Here is an 18,955-nt window from a genome sequence, read left to right as displayed (position 1 = left end):
CCCTCTCTTTATATCAGCCAGGGGAGAAAATATGCCGCCTGCTTATACCACCATTCCCAGTCATGGCTCACATCATACCCCCAGTAGTCGAACCAGGCGTTAATCCCCTTTGAGCGCACAACCTGTTCCAACTGACGGGTACTGGCTTTAAGTTCATCCTCCCAGGCTCCCTGTCCCACGCAAAAAATCATCCTGCGTTCATTATACATCCTTATATATGGATGATCCCAGGGCATATTGCTCAGATAATCTATGGGCGAATTATCGTAAATCAGGGGTTCCATATAATCGCCAAAAGAGTCTCTGGCGCTGTACAGGCCGCTTAAAGACAGATTGGCATCAAACAGATCCGGCCTTCGCAGGAAAAAGTTAGCCGAATGCATAGCGCCCATGCTGCATCCAAAGGTGAGGATTCCCCTGGCCCGTTTTCCTCCGTTGCTCTGAGCATTTTTCCAGAAAATTTCCGGGACAAGTTCATCTGTCACATAATGGTACCACTGTTCATGGCGGACGATCCGGTCATGGGGATTCCCGCCTTTGGCCGACCATGTCTCCCGGTCAACAGTATCCACAGTAAACACCTGAAGCCGCCCCTCCTCAATGGGCGCGGCACACACGTCCACCATATGAAAATTTTCAAAATCAAAAAACCGGCCGTCCTGACAGGGAAAATAGAGACACGGCCGCCCGCTGTGGCCATAAACTTTAAATTCCATATCCCGGCCAAGCTGAGGGCTGAATCTTTTGTGATATTCAATATTCATCTGTCTGCCGCCTTTCAAGCTGTAAACAGCGCATAAACACAGGAATCTGACGCTCCCAGCTCGCCTCACAGTGCTGTCCGCCGGGAACAATGCGCAGGCAAAGATACACCTGCCGGTCAAGCAACGCCCCGGCAGTCTTTTTCAATTCGTCTTCGATAAGGGGATGATTTTTCATCTCCTCACTGCCATAATCCATATAAACTATAGTCTCCGGGGCAAATCCTGCCTCCCGAATCATATTGACCGCCTTTCCCGGCGCCACCCACAGGCTTGGAGAAAGGGCGGCCGCCCTGGAAAATACATGATTAAAACGGCAGACGCCGTAAAGAGCCATAAGCCCGCCCATAGAGCTTCCGCAGATATAGGTGTATTCCCGCTGGGAGCGGGTGCGGAAACGCCGGTCAACCATCGGTTTCAGTACATCGATCATCCACTCCATATAGATATCACCCCTGGCCCGGATATGACCAAGTCCCCTGGCGTTAAAGGGCCATGGGGTATATTCTTCCAGACGGCCGTTGCCTTCGTGGTTACACTCCACAGCCACGATAATGAGCGCAGGATTTTCCCTCTCCACATATTCTTTCATTCCCCAGCTCTTCCCGTAGGTGGCGTCGGAGTCATAGAAAACATTATGGCCATCGTACATATAGAGTACCGGATAGGACGCCTGTGAACTGTCATAATCCTTTGGAAGACAATAGTAGATCCGCCGCTGCCGCTCCCCTGTCAGAGACGGGATTTTGACCCATTCCTTTATGATCATTATCATCACCTTCACTTTGTTTTTTAAGGATTAATGTAAATATTTTGATAAAAATAACTGCGGTTCAGATCCAGATCCGGAATAAGAACGTCCATCGCCGTACCGTCCCTGGCAAATACCCGAACCTCATCATAGGCGTCATCGCAGGGTATCCGGTAGGTTTCCAGAGTATCAAGATCCATGGAAAGCACATTGATCCCCAGGCGAATAATCTCGCCGTTGTCCATATCCGTGGTCAGCAGCGGAAAAAGTTCATCGGCCAGGGCGATCAGCCGGGTAATACTGATGTTCTTCATCTCATCAAATACCGCTGTGAGAACCCGTCTCTGGCGGTCTGTGCGCTCAAAATCCCCGTCACCCACCTTCCGTATGCGGGCGTATTCCAGGGCTTTTTCTCCGTCCAGATGATTCATGCCCACTTTAAGATGCCATGTGGAATGCTTTTTATTTAAGTGGCTGACCTCAGCGCTGTTTAACTCAATATCCACGCCTCCCACCGCGTCAATAACCGCCTCAAAGCCATCAAAATTCACTTCGATATTGCCGTCAATATCAATAGCAAAATTTTTTTCAATTGTCTCGTCCAAAAGCTCCATCCCGCCAAATGCATAGGCAGCATTGAGACGGTTATCGCTGTATCCCGGAATCTGTACATACATATCCCTCATTAATGATGTCAGGGCTACTTTCCCTTTCTTTTTATTGACAGACACAATGATCATAGAATCGGATCTGGTGCGCTCCTCCTCATCAGAGCTGTCCTGTCCGATCAGCAGGATATTCGTCACATCTTCCCTGCTGAAAGTGTAGGCATCACTGTCCCACTCCACGTCCTCCTGAGAAATAGTGTCCAGTGACTCTTCCAGCGTCTCCCCCGTCTCAAAATATTCCTCCTCCGGCGACAGGGCGGTCTGATCCTGTGTTCTGTTAATCTTCCCCAGCTTACTTTGAATATAGCCGTACCCTGCCGCAATGGTTACCAGAAGCGCCGCCGCCACACATAGGATCACCAGCGCCCACACCGGCAGCCCCTTCTTTTTATCATTTTCTCCTTTTTTCACCTGCAATTCCTCCCCAAAAGATGTCCGGCATTCTGCTACAAGTTTTTGATGAATAGATTATATAGCATTTCCCCAAAAAGAGCAAGATATGCCCCGTTTCTCAGCGCTTAGCAGCCTCCGGGCTGACAAGCGGCGGATCAATATCTCCGGACGTCTGCAAAAACACCTCAAACATTATTTCCAGAGCTTTTCGGAATTTCTCTTTCTGCTCCTCGTCCAGTTTATCCAAAAATCCGCTGAAACTCCCCTCATTTTCAAGGAAATGATCCATATACTCCAGCCCCTCTTTTGTAAGCTGGATATTAATGACACGGCGGTCCAGCAGATCATCCGTCCTGGACACCAGACGCTGCTCCACAAGACGGTTGACAAGTTTTGTCATCTGCTGCTTTGGCATCTTTGTCTGACGGGCCAACTGGGACATAGTCATGGCGCCGCCCTGCCACCGCAGCATTTGGATACAATAATACATTTCCAGGCTCACACCCTCATCAAGAAGCTGTTTAAATGGCTTGGCAATCTGATAATTCCACATAGGCATAAGATTTAACAGCAGTTCCTGAGTTTTTGTTGATTTCATTAAACACAATCTCCCTCCATATGTAACAGTTCATCCCGCCCCTTCCTGATGGCTGAACTGTTACCTCCATATATGTTCCTGCCCCCGGAACATCTTGACAATGATATCATTTAGTAGTACAGTAATAGTAGCATAAAGTTTACAATCATATTTTATTTACTAATTGCAATATTAGCTGCCAAAACAAAGTAATCCTGGCATCATTTTATGCGATTAATTCAAAAAAAGCAAGGCAAAGGAGAGGTATCTATGAGTAAACTTGATAAAGTACAGAAAGTTGTCCATAAAGGAAAAGTTCACGAATTGGTAAAACTGACACAGGATAAAGAAGAAGAGATTCGCATGGCCGCTGTCAGCGGACTGGGAGAAGTTGGCGGGGATGACGGCTTCAACGCCCTCATCGCCCTCCTGGAATCCGAAGATGAGGAGATAAAAATTGCTGCGGTCAAGGCTCTGGCTATTGTCAACAACGATCACGCGGAGACTCATCTGCGCTATCTCATGGAACATGACAGCAATCCTAAGATCCAGGAAGCGATCCGGAAATCTCTGTCAATCTTGAGCAAATCCAGTCATTGATAAAAAACACCAGTAAAAAGGCAGATACTCTGAGTAACTCATTCTATCTCACAGTATCTGCCTTTTCTATATGTACACCATGGTCTTAACCATTGGCAGACGCCAATATTTTAAGGCCATCTGTCAAAATTCTACTTTCCACATATAACTATATTTTCCGGGGCCTATAAAATATTCAGGATGGATAGTTCTTGTCCAGCCCGTATCCCCGCCGAGCCCTGTATGTCTGGCGTCTACCGTCAGCCACGTGGCCTGGGACGCCCCAAGTTCATCCTCATAGGATGCCCCAAGATACTGCTCCATGCTGTATGGCAGAGCGCTGAAATGAAAATCCTCCCCGCCGCTGACCTTTAAGGTGTCCTGACCGTCGCTAAGTTCTACAAAACGCACGTCCTCATGGCCGCCGCACTCGCAGGGAACGATAAATGGAACATGCATCCCATCCACAGTGTCCGTGTATTTTCCTATGAGGGCACTGTCTTTGCGGTCGCAGTAATTTTCCCAGGGCCCGCGGCCGTACCATGTGACTTTGGAAAAAGATTTATCCAGCCTGAAAGTTCTTCCAATGCGTGGCAATGTACACAGACCGCTCTCGTTAATCACGATGCACTGGATTTCAATAGCCCCGCTGTGGATATAGTACCGTGTTTTTGTCCGGATCAGAGGCTTTGCCTCTTTTTCCCCGTCTTCCGGCGCGAATCCCGCCATTTCCTCAAGGATCACACCGTCCTGGGTTATGCAGGCGCGAATGTGAGTCACCTTCTTTTTCAGCCGGTCGACGCCGGCCTCAGACCAGTAGGCCTTGTAATTGCGCAGAGGCTCCGGGTCATGGGTGCCCTCGTCAATACCGGTCACCGCCCGGTAAAAAACTTCCTGTCCGCCACAAAAATATAATTTTCCATTTTTTGCAGCCCGCTCAAAAGCTCCCGACTGTTTCCCGTAGATCACTTCCAGGCCGTCCCCGGTGATCACAAAACTGTCTTCTGTCTCTTCCAGGCGGAGTTTTTCCCCGTCTTTATCCCACATTTTTTCGCCCTTTTCCGGGCAGAAAAGTTCCCGGCCTACCGGAATCTGACACCGGTAGATCTCATCCCCGGCTTTGGCAAAATCCGTATCGTTTTTGTACACCACATAATAGTTTACATAACTTTCGCCATAGGCTTTTGCCAGATCTGCCGGCATGTCCAGGATTTCCCTGGCCCCGGCCGGAGTATGATAATCGCGAAGCTGTCCCCCCTCTGTCACTTCCCCGTCGCAGACAATTTCCCACAAAATCTTCACATGGGAGAGATCAAGGGTATGGTAATCGTTCACAATATACCACCGGGAAGTGCCAAGGTATGGATCCCTTAACTGGATGACCCTGACCGGTGACTGGCCGTTTCGCACCTCGTAAGCGCCGGGTTTTAAAGAGAGATCGGGAAACACTACGCCGTTCATACACATATCCGGCGTGGGATCTGTCACCTTTTCCCCAAAAGCGCCGCCATAGACATATTTTTTATGAGAGCCGTCGGGCCGCACATGTCCGTCAGGCCCGATATCCACGTACAGAGCCTTGTCCGCCCAGTCCCAGATAAAGCCGCCCTGGAATCTGGGTAATTTATGAATATAGTCCCAAAACTCTTTAAAATTGCCGTTGCTGTTGCTCTTGGAATAAGCGTATTCGCACATAATAAATGGACGGAGATCGCTGCTATTTGCCATGGCGTCCAGCATCCACTCCATTTTGGGATACATCGGACATATAATATCTGAAATATTTTTTCCCGGATCGCCGGACTCATACTGGACATACCGGGTCTTATCGTACTCTTTGATCCAGCCGTACATAGCCGCCTGGTTTGCCCCGGCTCCCGATTCATTTCCCAGGGACCACAGGATCACCGACGGATGATTTTTATCCCGCAGTACCATCCGGGAGGCCCGTTCTACATAAGCGGCTGTCCACTCCGGCGAACCGCTGAGATTTCCCCCGTAACCGTGGGTTTCCACATTAGTCTCATCTACAAGGTAAATCCCGGCCTGATCACACAGGTCGTACCAGTCCACGCTGTCTGGATAATGGCTTGTCCGCACTGCGTTAAAGTTTAGCCGCTTCATCAGGGCGATCTCTCCGGCCATGTACTCCCTGGTCACCCGCCGTCCGCCTTCCGGGCAAAATTCATGTCGGTCAACCCCGCGCAGTACCAGCCTGCGTCCGTTGAGGGTAATGATTCCCTCATCTGTAATCTTTATCTGCCTGAACCCTACAGAGCAGCTCTCAATATCAGTCACATTTCCATCCTGATCCATCATTTCCAGGACAAGGGTGTACAGGTAAGGCGTCTCCCCGCTCCAAAGATGAGGACTGTCAATGACAGTCTCCGTGCGGGCCACATATCTGGGCGGCCACAGATAGGCGCCGTAGTCGGCAAATGGACGGCTCTGCCAGGAGGCCGCCGGATTTTTTTCGCCGTCATATAAGGTCAGTCTTACATAGTACCGGCCAAACCCGTCCACATCCATTCGGGGCCAGATCGTCACTGACAGGCGGCTTTTTGAAAAATCATCCCCGTCAAACAAAGTCTCCACCTTAAAATCGCTGATCCTCATTTTCGGCCGGGCAATGAGGCGCACATCTCTGTAAATGCCGTGAAGGTGCCAGTAATCCTGATCTTCCAGCCAGCTTCCGTCACAGTATTTCAGCACTTCCACAGCGATCACATTGTCGTCGGGACGGACCCAGGCTGTAATATCAAATTCAGCGTTTAATTTGCTGTCCTGGGAATATCCCACCAAGCTGCCGTTGATCCACAGATAGAAAGCCGCTTCAACACCTCCGAAATCCACAAAAATATCCCGCCCCATATAGTCTTCAGGGATATGGAAATGTCTCCGGTAACAGCCGGCCCTGTTGTCCCCCGGCACATAAGGGGCCTTTGGCACTTTCTGCCCCGGCGTCATCTCCACCTCAAACTTATCCTTCTCCCCGGAAGGCCCAAAAGGATAGATCACATTAGTATACACCGGCTTATCGTATCCCATCAGCTCCCAGTTGGAGGGCACGGGAATATCATCCCATGAGGTATCGTCAAAATCCCCGACGGTAAAGGCCGGATCCACATCTTCCGGAGATTTGTACATAAAAAACTTCCATGTGCCGTTTAAACTTTCCACATACTTTGAGCAGTTACGGTCACAGGTTAATGCCTGGGCCACACTTTCATAGGCTCCCGCCGGAAAATGCATAGGAACCCGGTTTTTCTCAGTGACATGAGGATTTTCCCAATCTTTTTGGAACATCTGTAAACGCCTCCTAAAATCATCTACCGGGTGCCCGCCTCCATAGCCGCCATATAACCGTCCCGCACGGCGTCGCCCAGCTTTCCGGCTTTCTTGCAGTCACCGATCCATACCACCGGGATATCCCCGGCCATCTCAAGAATTGCCGCCTTCTCATTGTCGTCGGCTCGCATACCCATAGAGTAAATACATGTATCCGCCGGGATTTTAACGGACTTGCCTTCCTGATTTACAGTCACCCCGTCCGCCTCAAATTTTTCGCAGCGGGCGTTGAGATACTGGTAAATGCCGCATTTATCCATGTTTTCCAGGAGGGCGTTGCGGTAGTAGGCAAAGGTTTCCGGCGCCATCATATCCTGCATCTCCACAACCGTCACTTCATGGCCCCTGTGAGCCAGGAAAATACCCACTTCACACCCCACCAGACCGCCGCCCACTAAAACGACACGTTTTCCTACAGCGTCCGGGTCAGCGTAAACTTCCAGGGCGTTTTTGGCCCCTTCTATTCCGGGGATCGGAGGGCAGACTATCTTCGCGCCAACAGCGGCGATGATCCGGTCCGGCGCCACATCTTCAATCAGTTCCTTTGTCACTTTAGTATTCATAAGAATCTTAGCGCCGGATTTCTTAACTTCACGGATCAGAAGATTCTTAAAGTTTCTCAGGTCTGTTTTATCATCATCAGTATCTGTAAAGTTAATCGTTCCGCCAAGGACGTCCGACCCTTCCGCCAGGACAACCTCATGGCCCCGCTGACAGGCTGTGATGGCCGCCTGCATACCGCCCACGCCGCCGCCGGCAATCAGTATCTTTTCTTTCTCAAATACCGGGGGAATAGTTTCCGGATAAAATTCCAGGCCGGACTCCGGATTAATGGCGCAGCGCCCCATAGCCGCAGGATTAAAGATCTTTAAAAATTCTTCCTGGGTGTAACCCCTCTCGGTCAGCGGTTTATCTGTGGGATGCTCGAAAGATCCGGGATAGCACTGGAAACAGCGGACACAGCGGCGGATCTCGTCCGCTTTTCCATCCCGCACCTTATTGGGGAACTGAGGGTCGGCAAAACCCTGACGTCCAAATTCCACAAAATCCGCGGCGCCGCTGGCAATGATCTCCTCGCACATATCCGGATCATTTAACCCGCCGATAACCGCCACTTTGGACAGCTTCACAGCGTCTTTAATCTTCTTCGCATACTCCACATTAATGCCGTGGATATCCAAAAAGCTGGAAAATGTCTTTGTGTGGTTTCCCCGCCATTTCAGGCCGTTGGACACATGGATAATATCCACCAGCCCGTCGATCTCCTTCATAAAGCCTACCGTATCGTCAATGGTCATGCCTCCCGGCACGCCATCCTCGGCGCTGAAACGGAACTCAAGGATCATGTCCTCGCCAATGCCCTGGCGCACAGCCTCAATAAGCCGTCTGGGGAAACGGGAACGGTTTTCAATGGAACCGCCGTACGCATCGGTGCGGGTGTTGGTCAGCGGCGAGATAAACTGCTGGGGCAAAAAGCCGTGGCCTCCGTGGAGGAGAACGCCGTCAAATCCACATTTTTTCGCATACACCGAAATATTGTAAAAATCTTTGCAGATCTTGGCCATCATCTCTTCATTGAGGGCGTGAACCTGCACGCCGTCCTCCCGGACGTAATCCACCGGTCCCCAGGGCACATAGGGATCTTTCGCCTCAGCCATAGAGCCCTCATGGCAAAATTCCAGGTATGCCAGGGCGCCGTGCCTTTTGATCCGGTCCGCGTACTCTTTTGTCAGCTCAAAATCCTCACCCTCATACTTCGTATAATCAATAGGCCGCTCTACAAAAGCCGCAATGCCTTCCTCAAAGTTTACCGGAAGTTCTCCGGTGGACACGGCGGCAAATCCTCCGGCCGCCCGCTTTTCCACCATCCGGTAAACATTTTCCCGAATTTTTGGGATAAAATAAACAGAGTGGGCAAACAGGGTTGGGGCCGCGATCATGCGGTTGCGGTACACTTTCCCGCGGATAGTCAGCGGGCTTAATAAATGTTCGTAAGACATATTCCTTTTCTCCTCAAATACGATTCCTCCTGAATCCTGCCAGAGTGAAAATTTTACAGTTTTCTTCTATTTTTACAGCCCTGGCATTTTAGGTTTATTTTATCACATATTCATCAGGTTAATGACTGCTTTTTATGAAAGCGCGCATCATAATATAAAAACCGCTTTCATAACGCGCTGCCCTAAAACCTTTTACAAAAATCTCCGTTTTTCCCGTCGGAATCTGTCAATACCTTCTTATTGACGTCGCCTTTCTTTGGATTTATGATAAAGGCACAATATCATTCAAATAATTCCATGTACAGCGGCTTTTCAACTTTATGCATGAACGGCCGTGTAATATTGTTTTTCCTAATGCACTTGAATGAATATTGCGCAGCGCGTCCAGCGCACAGCGTTTATGGTATTAAACACAGCCAGTACATACGCCAGACAGGGCAGATTGAACCGGGAATGTTTTTATCCCCAAGACAATCTGCTTTGTCTGTCCTACGGAAAGTTCTGTTAATATAGTCAAATACCCCGCTGCAAGCAACGGGGCATCACACCGTCAACGCCCCTGGAACAGGGGATTGAACCTTCTATTTTTTCCGCATTTTCTGAAGGACGATCTTTGTGTTGCGAATCAGATTGGCAACGACAGCAATCTCTTCGGCAGACAGGCTGTCATCATTTTCCAGCCAGAAATACATCAGCGACAGTGTGGCGCCTACCACATATTCCACCACATATTTGCGCAGATTATCGTTGAGCATCCCGTCTTCATCCATCATCCGGTTAATATCCACTTTCAGCCGTTTTCTCAGCTTATACTCAAAGGAAGGGTCTCCGGAAGGCCCAAGAAGAATCAGAAGATATTCCCGGTGTTCATGGCAGTATTCAAACCACTTAACGCTGCTGTCATAAGGCTTTAAGGCCGCTCTCTCAAGAATGCCCCCGGAATACTGTTCAAAATATGTGCCGAGCCCCTCCTGAAGTTCATCCTCAATAGCTTCAAGAACCGCATAAACACTGTCGTAATAAGCATAAAACGTACTGCGGGTCACTCCGGCCAGCTCAGATACCTGACGTACTGTAATTTTTTCAATAGGATTCTTTTTATATAATGTCATAAACGCGTCACGGAGCTTCTTTTTCGTGCGCTCCTGCTTTTCACGGTTAGGACCGGACTGCATGTTGATCACACCTTATTTTTTAATGGATCTTAATCATATAACTCTTCTCGAAAGTTTCTTTCGGGTCAAGCTTCTGCTCATAAGCTCTCTCCTCCAGCGTTCCCTCAAAATCCTCGGCGTCACACCGGCCGTACCAGGGCTCAATGCACACAAAGGGGGCGTTCTTTCCCGCCGGCGACCACAAGCCAAATAATGGAGCGTCAAAGGCCACTGTGATGTAAGGCTCCTTTTTGCCATTGAGCAGGCTGACCTCATGAGTCTGTCCGCCTTCCACAATGAGGGCGTCCCGATCAAAAAGATGGGCGTCAATGGGAAGAAGCCCCTTATCCAGAGAAAGCGTTTCATTGTAAATTCCCACAAGACCGTCGTGACTGATCAGATTATAGGAAAGATTCCCATCCATATGCAGATCAATAAAATAATCCGTCTGCTTTTCATCCGATTTTACCGGACACATAAAGCCTGGATGGGCTCCAATGGAAAAATACATAATATCTTCGCCGGGATTTGACACTTTCCATAAAACTTTCAATTCTCTCTCTGTCAGTTCATAGCCAATATCAAGAATAAAAGGAAATGGATATTTCTCCAGAGTTGTCTCATCAGAATGCAGCCGAAACCAGAGCTGCCCTTCCCGGCTGTCAGGGAGACACTCAAATTCCATATCCCTTGCGAAACCGTGCTGGGTCATAGGGTAGCTTGTCCCCTCATATTTGTACTGCTTATGGTTGACTATTCCCACAAATGGAAACAGCACCGGCGCCCGGCGGGGCCAGTATTTTTCATCCCCGTTCCAGAGAAGTTCCCGTTCTTTTTCTTTGTCATAGATGGATGCCAGTTCCGCACCCTTAGAAAAAATAGTCACCTTTAAACAGTCATTTTCCAGATAAAATTCTTTCATTGTATCCCCTCCAATTTTTTATACCTGAAAACGGATTTCCCGCCCGGTAGGCACATATCTGCGATACCTTACCCCAGCGGCATTTAACATCCGCTTGGAAGCGATCACAGAGGCCGTGTCCGGGTACTTGTCCACAGCGTAAATGATTTCCCGTATACCGCTCTGTATAATAGCTTTGGCACACTCATTACATGGAAACATGGACACATACAGTTTAGCCCCGTCAAGGCTGCCACCCCTGTAGTTTAAAATAGCGTTTAGCTCGCTGTGTGTCACATACACATATTTGGTATCCAGCTCCTCTCCTTCCCGCTGCCATGGAAATTCGTCGTCCGAGCAGCCGATAGGAAGGCCGTTATAGCCGATAGACAATATTTTGTTATCCTGGCTGACAATGCAGGAGCCTACCTGACTGTTGGGATCTTTGGAACGCAGCGCCGCCAGTTTGGCCACCCCCATAAAATATTCGTCCCAACTGATATAATCGTCCCTTTTTCCACTCATATTGACCACCCCAGTCTTTATTTTTTCTCAGATGCCATAGTGGCTGCCTCAATTTTTTCGATGCGGCGCATATGGCGGGGATCCCCGGAAAATTCTGTATTCAAAAAGGTATCCACAATTTTCATCGCTGTTCCCACGCCCACAACTCTCGCCCCCAAAGCCAGAATATTGGCGTCATTGTGTTCCCTGGTAGCTTCCGCCATAAAGCAGTCTGTACAGTTAGCCGCCCGGATACCCGGATAGCGGTTAGCCGCAATGGAAATGCCGATACCTGTGCCGCAGATCAAAATTCCCCGCTGGCATTCCCCCGACAGTATGGCCTTTGCTACCGCCTGGGCATAATCAGGGTAATCACAGGACTCTGTGGAATAGGTTCCGAAATCTTTATAGTCCAGCTCATGATCCTTTAAATATTTAATGATCTCCTGTTTTAATTCATAACCGCCGTGGTCACAGCCTAATGCTATCATTGCTTATCCTCCTGTTTTTTATAAAATTGTACCTATTTCGTCTGTCCGGCGCGGATCACATGGTGTCCCGCCGCTTTCAATAGCCGGTTCATCACCGCCTGTCCAAGACCGGAATCATAGTAGCTCTCTGAATAAATAACATCCGCGTGAAGCTCGTCCATCTCTCTGAGTACAGCAAAAAGATTGGATGCGATCGTCTCCTCGTCCTGTCGGGAGCCTATAGAATAAACGTGGGCGCAGGTATACAGCCCGGCACTCTCATCGGCAGCGATCACTGCGGCTGTCCTGCCTTCTTCCTCCGCCTGAAGAGTCAAGGTATTGATCGTCTCCACCACCTGCTCCTGGGTTCCCTCCACAATAGCCAGATCCCCTTTGGGAGCGTAATGCTTATATTTCATCCCCGGAGCTTTAGGATGGAAATTTTTATCGGCATTTTCCGACAAAATGGCCTGGTCTACCGCCACACTTCCCAAAACCTTTTCAAGCATCTGCCGGGTAATATACCCAGGGCGCAAAATCATCGGTTCGCTGCCGGTCAGATCTACAATCGTTGACTCAATGCCGATCCCCACTTTCCCGCCGTCGATAATCATATCAATCTTCCCGTCCAGATCTTCGATGACATGGGAAGCCATAGTGGGACTGGGACGCCCTGATGTATTGGCGCTTGGGGCAGCGATATAGGTTCCCGACGCTTCAATGAGAGCTTTGGCAATGGGATGGGACGGCATGCGCACTGCCACAGTCTCCAGCCCGCCCGTGGTGCTTAAAGGCACCCGTTCATTTTTATTTAATATAATAGTCAGCGGTCCCGGCCAGAAAGCCTCAGCCAGTATATAAGCCTCCTGGGGAATATCCCTGGCAATATCCGGCAGTGCTTCCGCAGAGGCGATATGGACAATCAAGGGGTTATCCGAAGGACGTCCCTTTGCCCCATAAATCTTCTCTGATGCTCCGGCGTCCATAGCGTCCCCGCCAAGGCCGTAGACGGTTTCCGTTGGAAATGCCACAAGCCCGCCGGAAGATATAACTTTACCGGCAGACTTGATCATCTCCATATCTATATGATCTTTATCTATTTTTAAAATTGTTGTCTTCATATACGATCCCACTTTCTCTTTTCTCAATAAGTATATCACATCCAATGCCCTGTGGGTAGCCTTTTTAAGCAACAGTTCATCCATCAGGAATAGGGCGGGATGAACTGTTGCTTACTTTTCAGTTCATCCATCAGGAATAGGCGGATAGATACTCCATAATTCCCTGGGCTATACAGCCGGCAATAGTCTTCTGATATTCCTCCGATGCCAGTCGGGCACACTCCTCCGGATTGGACAGAAAGCCGCACTCACAGATCACTGCCGGTATAGAGGAATTTTTCAAAAGATAATAGTCGCTGTTTGCTTTTGCCTGCCGGGTATTGTCAGGATCAGCCCCTTTTATAAGGTTCTCCTGAACTGCATCGGCCAGTTTTTCTCCGGAATCTGAACCTGTATAGAAAAACACCTGGGCCCCATGATACTGAGGCTGAGTAAAGCTGTTTTGATGGATGCTGATAAGAATATCCGCCCCGCTCTCCTCAATGACAGCGATGCGGTTCTTCATATCTTCTGCTTTTTTATTGCTGGCACCCGCCGAGTAAAGTCCCGTATCCTTCTCCCTTGTCATGATCACCTTGATCCCCGATTCTTCAAGCGCCTCCTTCAGATCCATGGCAATGGCCAGGTTAATGTCCTTTTCCATGACGCCGTCTTCACCAACTTTTCCCGGATCATTCCCCCCGTGTCCGGCGTCCACAGCCACAATCCACGAAGAGGAATCACCGTTCTCAAAGACTGGACTGCCAACTGCCGCCGCCCCATCTTCCGACAAAGTCTCAAGGCGGCTTAACAGGATACCGGCGCAAGCAAAAATGAGAAAAAAACATAAAAGAGATGACCAGATTTTCATAGATCCTCCCCGACAGTCTCTCCCCTAAAGAGACAAAAGAGACCGCCCGTAAAGGTCTGGTCTCTGTGTACTTTAAGGATACTCTATTTTGATCTATTCTATGCCCGGATTTTCCATCTCAGAACTTTCACAGCGATGTTCCATCTCCCGGAAGCTGTATATACAGCCGCAGTAGTTCTGGCGATAGAGGCCGTATTGGGCGGACAGCTCTACAGAACGCTTATATCCGTTTTTCTTTTTAAAATCCGAAGGCAGATGTTTAACGCCATAGCGGCGGCCTAAAGCCTCGCCGATCTCATTGATTTTTTGAGCGTTTTTTAAGGGGCTGATGGAAAGTGTGGTGGTAAAGTAATCAAAGCCCCTGGCCCTGGCCGTTTTGGCAGCCTCCTCAAGGCGCAGCTCATAACACTTAAAACACCGCTCTCCACCTTCGGGGACATGTTCCAACCCCCGGACTATATCATAAAAACGCCGGGTATCATAAGGCCCCTCCATAAATGAGATGGGATTTTTCGCCGGAAGAGTCTCAATAAAACGCTTCTGTTCCTCCACCCGCTTAACGTACTCGTCTTCAGGATAAATATTGGGATTATAATAAAAGACCGTAATTTTAAAATACTGTGACAAGTACTCTAAAGTATAGCTGCTGCATGGCGCGCAGCAGCTATGCAGAAAAAGGGTGGGGACCCGCTCCTGGCAGGCCCACCCTTCAATAATTTTTTCCAGTTCCTTCTGATAATTGATCTTATTCATCCGTACCACTCCATGTTTCCAGCGCCATTACTGACTCTGCGCTTGGGCTTCCTGCTGTCTCTCATGGGTAGGGATCGTCTCACCGTTGACATAGGCAGCGATCGGCGTCCATACGTCGGCAGATTCCTGCTGGAGCTTCCAAATGGCCACACCCGCCAAATCATACTGATCCATCAGTTCCAGCTTGGCCGCGATGGAATCTGCGTCCTCCAGCCACATACTGATCTGGCTTCCATTGAGCGGCGATGTATAATAACAATAATTATACCCCAGCTCAGAGTTCCATGTGATCACTGTGGATTCGGGGTATCTCTGAAGATAGCTCCGGGCCTCCGGCATTGTTGCTGTTGTGTTCAGCCCTGCAGGATTCACACCATCGTCCTCCCACACATTAGTATAGAAAGGAATGGCGTTGATCACCTTTGAGCTGTCCCCGCCAATGAGAGCCAGCGTATCCTCAATGCCCTGCTGAACATATGGAAGAGACGCGCCCGGTCCAGGTTCGGAGGAGAAAGCACCATACTCATCATAACCCATGATGACCAGATAGTCGGCAAAAAGAGCCTGCTCCGCCCGGTCATAATGCTGGGTATACAAAGGCACATAATTGTCGATGGAGAAGCACAGTCCGTTATTGCGGCAGGCCACAGAAAGTTCACGGATAAACTGGATATAATTGTCCGCGCCCTCCTCAAGGATCATCTCAAAATCCAGGTTAATCCCGTCAATGCCGTATTCCAGGGCATAACTGATCACTTCGCTGACCAGAGTCTCCCGCTTAAATGTGTAAGCCAGAATATTATCTGTATTTATGCCGTTCATCTCACCTCCGGGAGTGGCCTGATTCTGGAAAACCGCCCACACTTTAACTCCAACCTGATGAGCATAATTGACATAATCCGCATTTCCAATACTGCGCACATGGCCGTCAGTACCGTCAAAGGAAAACCATGTAGGCCCGATAATGTTAATAGATGATGTATTATTCAGCGCCTGGATCAGATAATTAACGCCAGACAGTTCCTCCGTGGTCATCTGATGCCATGCGTAGCAGATCGTTCCCTCTTCTTTTATATAAGTAAACTCTTCTTCCTGGAAAGGAGGAGCTTGTGTAGTCACTGTCTGGGTATCACCAAGATACCGGTTCTCAATCCAGCCAACATAGCCGTCATCTGTGACCACATTGGTCCAACTCCAGTCTTCCTCGGAAGCAACTACAGTCACCGTCTCCCCGGCAGTCACATCTTTAAGAATATCGCTCTGAAGATCCCCGGCAAGACGCAGTACCGTATCCTCACTGGCCGTCACCGCCGTCTTATCTCCCCACTGGGTGGTCAGCACCAGACGGTTAGGATCAGAAAAACTTTCAACTTCACACTGGGTATATTCCTGAATGTAATTCACCGACACATATACGGTTCCATCAATAGTCTTTACAGGCACATAGTCAAGGGAAACCGTTTCATCCCCCACATGGTAAGCCTGCTCATCAGGATATGCTTTGATCACCTGAGTTGCTGTTGTATAAATAAAAATGTGTTCGTTGCTGTCCCAGTAAAATCGGTCGTTAATACTGTCGGCAACAGCCTGGGCGCTGATATAAACGCTCCCGCCGTCCTCAATTCCCCGGTAATCCTGTATGGCATCATTTAGCACAACCACATACTGATTTTCATCAAGTTCATAAGTCTCTTCAAAATCAACAAATTCTGTGGAGCCCTTCCGATAATTATTAATAAGGCTGATTGCTGTAAAAATACCCACAACAATGATCAGCACAAGAGTAATGAGTACCGGTACAACTCTGTTTTTCATAATCCACCTGTCTTTCTTTCGTATGATGTTTTCTGTATTACTGTTCACCAGTGAACAGTAATGAGTTGACCGCAAAACAACATCCGGCGCCGGATCAAAGCACCAGTTCTTAGTATTCCTCGTTTAATCCGGGATTATGCCTGCGGCCGCGATCTCAACAATAATTACTCATCGTCGATTATACTACAATATGACAAATTCCGCAAACAATAAATCCTTTTGGAAAGAAATACGTCATTAAGAATCCCATATAGCACATATAATATGTACAGAGCGGGTGAAATCCCGAAGAAAACCCGGAGATTTCAACAATTTGACTTTACAGTTGAAGTGATAATGTATATACTATATTTATGAGTTGCCCGACAAATGGGCATGAGACACGGATTGCTCCGCACTTCGTACTCCCGCAATCCTAAAAACACCTCAAATCCGCTCATTTTTCTGCGAAAAATGGCTGCTTTTCGGTGTTTTGCGCGCCACAAAGCCATGCTTACCTGCGCAAGCGCAGCCCGCATGACCTTTTGTCGCTTGTCTCATATTTATAATGATTTGACACTGTCAGACACTAGAAAAGGAGTGATTTCATGAAAATTGAAAAACTCAATGACAACCAGATACGCTGCACGCTTAACAAACGCGATTTAATTGATAGAGAGCTGAAAATCAGTGAACTCGCCTATGGCTCCGAAAAGGCCAAGGGCCTGTTCCGCGACATGATGAACCAGGCTTTTGATGAATTTGGCTTTGAGGCTGATGACATTCCCCTGGTTATTGAAGCAATCCCCATCTCCGGCGACTGTATTGTTCTCATCGTCACAAAGGTGGAAGACCCGGAGGAGTTAGATACCCGCTTTGCCAAGTTCTCCCCCATGACCGAGGACGACAGCGACGAGGACGTCTCCGACAACGAAGATATTTCCTATTCTTCCAGTGAGGACGAATACCACAGTGCGGAAGATATCCTCAACCTGATCAAGAAGATCAGTGACGGCATATCCGGAGACAATGAAGAGCTTCAGGAACATATCGTGCCTATTTCTGAACGGGCTAAGAAGGCTCTGGAGAGGGCTCAGAAGGCTAAAGCCCAAAAATCAGTGTCTCCCAAGATCTTCTCTTTTGCCACATTAGACGAAGCGGCTCTGGCAGCACATGTGATCTATCCATCCTTTGATGGACAAAGCACTCTGTACAAAAACAGCCATGGACGCAGATATTTTCTTGTTCTGTGCAGCGACTCTGAAAATTTTACAAAAGTAGCTAACACCGTTTCTGAATTCGGGAAACGCGAAAAAGCTGCCGCCGCCACGCTGGCTTACTATAGTGAACATTATGAGGTTCTCATCCGAGATAATGCAGTTAAGATTCTTTCTGAACTTTAATACGTTTTATGTCATCGGATCAGGGATGATTTCTTCCCCAGTGCGATGACCGCCATACCCTGGGTATACCAGATTAAAATAAGCTGTGCCATTGTAAAATGACACAGCTTATTTACTATACAGACCCTAAACTGTCTGATTAAGCAACAGTTCACCCCGCGCCATTCGCAAAGGCGCGCTGACCCGCGGCTTACGCCGCTCCTTTGCTCATTTTCAGACGCCCAGCTCTGATGGCTGAACTGTTACCAGATTAATTATTCTTTGCGAGAAAGTTATTGATCTCCTGAACTAAACTCTCAGCATCAATGCCATGAACCATTGCTGCTTCTTCGATTGTCTCCATCTGTGAAGACGGGCAGCCAAGGCAATGCATACCAATTCCCATAAGGATCGGCGCTACACCGGCATCAATTTTAAGAAGATCACCGATCATCGTGTCTTTTGTCACCTGTGCCATGTTATTTCCTCCTTTATATTATGATGAAGGCGTCAAAAAAATATTTTGCCGCCCAGTGATACACCGATTGCGACCTGTTAACACACACTAACAGTATTTACGGCTACGTTGATTATAATACAAACCTTTCTGTTTTGCAATTCCAAGTTTTGCAAATGGTAACAGTTCGGGCGTTTGACAGTTGAATCAAGGAAAAACCTCTACCGTGCCTATTAATAGGCGCTTTTTTTGTCAAATTTTTTATTTTTATATGTACTAGTTTGTGATAGTATGGTATAATATAAAGAAAAGAGGTTTTTTGATCATGTATATCGCAACTACCGGTAGTAAAAATAATAAAGATGTTTATATTTACCAATCATTTCGCAAAGAAAATGGAAAATCTTCCTCTCGCATATATAAAAAACTGGGGAAGTTCAATGATCTTCTTCGTCAGTTTGATGGCGATGAAAATCGGATGATGGAATGGGC

The 18,955-nt window shown here is 48.3% G+C and carries 17 protein-coding genes; 2 read left to right on the top strand and 15 right to left on the bottom strand.

Going from position 1 to position 18,955, the window contains the following annotated elements; genetic code table 11:
- Positions 1 to 8 precede the first annotated feature (8 nt).
- The 4 genes from HNP82_RS15470 to HNP82_RS15455 form a co-directional block, all read right to left on the bottom strand.
- Positions 9 to 764: an esterase family protein gene (locus HNP82_RS15470; RefSeq protein WP_183776193.1), complete on the bottom strand. Its 756-nt coding sequence runs from the start codon at positions 762 to 764 to the stop codon at positions 9 to 11.
- Complete coding sequence (locus HNP82_RS15465; RefSeq protein ID WP_207720649.1) at positions 754 to 1,530, bottom strand: alpha/beta hydrolase; 777 nt, start codon at positions 1,528 to 1,530, stop codon at positions 754 to 756. The genes HNP82_RS15470 and HNP82_RS15465 overlap by 11 nt, the downstream gene beginning before the upstream one ends.
- 23 nt (positions 1,531 to 1,553) lie before the next feature.
- Positions 1,554 to 2,591: an LCP family protein gene (locus tag HNP82_RS15460; RefSeq protein ID WP_183776191.1), complete on the bottom strand. Its 1,038-nt coding sequence runs from the start codon at positions 2,589 to 2,591 to the stop codon at positions 1,554 to 1,556.
- 100 nt (positions 2,592 to 2,691) lie between these two features.
- A complete protein-coding gene (locus HNP82_RS15455; protein WP_183776190.1) occupies positions 2,692 to 3,171 on the bottom strand; it encodes a MarR family winged helix-turn-helix transcriptional regulator in 480 nt (159 codons plus the stop codon).
- A 249-nt stretch (positions 3,172 to 3,420) separates the two neighbouring features.
- Between HNP82_RS15455 and HNP82_RS15450 the strand changes: the two genes are divergently transcribed.
- Positions 3,421 to 3,750 carry a HEAT repeat domain-containing protein gene (locus tag HNP82_RS15450; protein ID WP_183776189.1) on the top strand — a complete coding sequence of 110 codons (330 nt, stop codon included), beginning with the start codon at positions 3,421 to 3,423 and terminating at the stop codon, positions 3,748 to 3,750.
- Positions 3,751 to 3,873: 123 nt separating this feature from the next.
- On the opposite strand, the gene HNP82_RS15445 is transcribed toward HNP82_RS15450, so the two are convergent.
- The 10 genes from HNP82_RS15445 to HNP82_RS15400 form a co-directional block, all read right to left on the bottom strand.
- Positions 3,874 to 7,035 (bottom strand): glycoside hydrolase family 2 TIM barrel-domain containing protein, encoded by a 3,162-nt coding sequence (locus HNP82_RS15445; protein WP_183776188.1) that lies wholly within the window; start codon positions 7,033 to 7,035, stop codon positions 3,874 to 3,876.
- 23 nt (positions 7,036 to 7,058) lie between these two features.
- Positions 7,059 to 9,077, bottom strand: coding sequence for an oxidoreductase (locus HNP82_RS15440; RefSeq protein WP_183776187.1), 2,019 nt, complete (start codon positions 9,075 to 9,077; stop codon positions 7,059 to 7,061).
- Positions 9,078 to 9,658: 581 nt separating this feature from the next.
- Positions 9,659 to 10,252 (bottom strand): TetR/AcrR family transcriptional regulator, encoded by a 594-nt coding sequence (locus tag HNP82_RS15435; RefSeq protein ID WP_183776185.1) that lies wholly within the window; start codon positions 10,250 to 10,252, stop codon positions 9,659 to 9,661.
- A gap of 19 nt (positions 10,253 to 10,271) precedes the next feature.
- A complete protein-coding gene (locus tag HNP82_RS15430; protein ID WP_183776184.1) occupies positions 10,272 to 11,153 on the bottom strand; it encodes an aldose 1-epimerase family protein in 882 nt (293 codons plus the stop codon).
- Positions 11,154 to 11,171: 18 nt separating this feature from the next.
- Positions 11,172 to 11,657 carry a deoxycytidylate deaminase gene (locus HNP82_RS15425; protein ID WP_183776183.1) on the bottom strand — a complete coding sequence of 162 codons (486 nt, stop codon included), beginning with the start codon at positions 11,655 to 11,657 and terminating at the stop codon, positions 11,172 to 11,174.
- Positions 11,658 to 11,674: 17 nt separating this feature from the next.
- Positions 11,675 to 12,127, bottom strand: coding sequence for a ribose 5-phosphate isomerase B (rpiB, locus tag HNP82_RS15420; protein ID WP_183776182.1), 453 nt, complete (start codon positions 12,125 to 12,127; stop codon positions 11,675 to 11,677).
- Positions 12,128 to 12,159: 32 nt separating this feature from the next.
- Positions 12,160 to 13,227 carry an L-threonylcarbamoyladenylate synthase gene (locus HNP82_RS15415; RefSeq protein WP_183776180.1) on the bottom strand — a complete coding sequence of 356 codons (1,068 nt, stop codon included), beginning with the start codon at positions 13,225 to 13,227 and terminating at the stop codon, positions 12,160 to 12,162.
- A 130-nt stretch (positions 13,228 to 13,357) separates the two neighbouring features.
- Entirely contained in the window at positions 13,358 to 14,077 is a 720-nt protein-coding gene (gene cwlD / locus HNP82_RS15410) for an N-acetylmuramoyl-L-alanine amidase CwlD (RefSeq protein ID WP_183776178.1), read from the bottom strand.
- Positions 14,078 to 14,170: 93 nt separating this feature from the next.
- Complete coding sequence (locus HNP82_RS15405; protein ID WP_183776176.1) at positions 14,171 to 14,830, bottom strand: epoxyqueuosine reductase QueH; 660 nt, start codon at positions 14,828 to 14,830, stop codon at positions 14,171 to 14,173.
- Positions 14,831 to 14,857: 27 nt separating this feature from the next.
- Entirely contained in the window at positions 14,858 to 16,645 is a 1,788-nt protein-coding gene (locus HNP82_RS15400) for a glycosyl hydrolase family 18 protein (protein ID WP_183776175.1), read from the bottom strand.
- A gap of 587 nt (positions 16,646 to 17,232) precedes the next feature.
- On the opposite strand from HNP82_RS15400, the gene HNP82_RS15395 reads away from it, so the two are divergent.
- Positions 17,233 to 18,027, top strand: a complete 795-nt coding sequence (locus HNP82_RS15395) for an adaptor protein MecA (protein ID WP_183776174.1) — start codon at positions 17,233 to 17,235, stop codon at positions 18,025 to 18,027.
- A 250-nt stretch (positions 18,028 to 18,277) separates the two neighbouring features.
- On the opposite strand, the gene HNP82_RS15390 is transcribed toward HNP82_RS15395, so the two are convergent.
- Positions 18,278 to 18,484 (bottom strand): DUF1858 domain-containing protein, encoded by a 207-nt coding sequence (locus HNP82_RS15390; protein WP_183776173.1) that lies wholly within the window; start codon positions 18,482 to 18,484, stop codon positions 18,278 to 18,280.
- Between the last annotated feature and the right edge of the window lie 471 nt (positions 18,485 to 18,955).

The sequence above is a fragment of the Catenibacillus scindens genome, from assembly GCF_014202115.1.
In the GTDB taxonomy this organism is placed as follows: Bacteria; Bacillota; Clostridia; order Lachnospirales; family Lachnospiraceae; genus Catenibacillus; species Catenibacillus scindens.
The sequence above is the reverse complement of the archived record's forward strand: the minus strand, read 5'-3'. Positions and strand labels throughout refer to the sequence as shown.

What these genes read in the sequence shown, in the direction of transcription:
- HNP82_RS15470 (WP_183776193.1), bottom strand. Translation starts at nt 764, where the DNA reads ATGAATATTGAATATCACAAAAGATTCAGCCCTCAGCTTGGCCGGGAT.
- HNP82_RS15465 (WP_207720649.1), bottom strand. Translation starts at nt 1,530, where the DNA reads ATGATCATAAAGGAATGGGTCAAAATCCCGTCTCTGACAGGGGAGCGG.
- HNP82_RS15455 (WP_183776190.1), bottom strand. Translation starts at nt 3,171, where the DNA reads ATGAAATCAACAAAAACTCAGGAACTGCTGTTAAATCTTATGCCTATG.
- HNP82_RS15450 (WP_183776189.1), top strand. Translation starts at nt 3,421, where the DNA reads ATGAGTAAACTTGATAAAGTACAGAAAGTTGTCCATAAAGGAAAAGTT.
- HNP82_RS15445 (WP_183776188.1), bottom strand. Translation starts at nt 7,035, where the DNA reads ATGTTCCAAAAAGATTGGGAAAATCCTCATGTCACTGAGAAAAACCGG.
- HNP82_RS15440 (WP_183776187.1), bottom strand. Translation starts at nt 9,077, where the DNA reads ATGTCTTACGAACATTTATTAAGCCCGCTGACTATCCGCGGGAAAGTG.
- HNP82_RS15435 (WP_183776185.1), bottom strand. Translation starts at nt 10,252, where the DNA reads ATGCAGTCCGGTCCTAACCGTGAAAAGCAGGAGCGCACGAAAAAGAAG.
- HNP82_RS15430 (WP_183776184.1), bottom strand. Translation starts at nt 11,153, where the DNA reads ATGAAAGAATTTTATCTGGAAAATGACTGTTTAAAGGTGACTATTTTT.
- HNP82_RS15425 (WP_183776183.1), bottom strand. Translation starts at nt 11,657, where the DNA reads ATGAGTGGAAAAAGGGACGATTATATCAGTTGGGACGAATATTTTATG.
- rpiB (WP_183776182.1), bottom strand. Translation starts at nt 12,127, where the DNA reads ATGATAGCATTAGGCTGTGACCACGGCGGTTATGAATTAAAACAGGAG.
- HNP82_RS15415 (WP_183776180.1), bottom strand. Translation starts at nt 13,227, where the DNA reads ATGAAGACAACAATTTTAAAAATAGATAAAGATCATATAGATATGGAG.
- cwlD (WP_183776178.1), bottom strand. Translation starts at nt 14,077, where the DNA reads ATGAAAATCTGGTCATCTCTTTTATGTTTTTTTCTCATTTTTGCTTGC.
- HNP82_RS15405 (WP_183776176.1), bottom strand. Translation starts at nt 14,830, where the DNA reads ATGAATAAGATCAATTATCAGAAGGAACTGGAAAAAATTATTGAAGGG.
- HNP82_RS15400 (WP_183776175.1), bottom strand. Translation starts at nt 16,645, where the DNA reads ATGAAAAACAGAGTTGTACCGGTACTCATTACTCTTGTGCTGATCATT.
- HNP82_RS15395 (WP_183776174.1), top strand. Translation starts at nt 17,233, where the DNA reads ATGAAAATTGAAAAACTCAATGACAACCAGATACGCTGCACGCTTAAC.
- HNP82_RS15390 (WP_183776173.1), bottom strand. Translation starts at nt 18,484, where the DNA reads ATGGCACAGGTGACAAAAGACACGATGATCGGTGATCTTCTTAAAATT.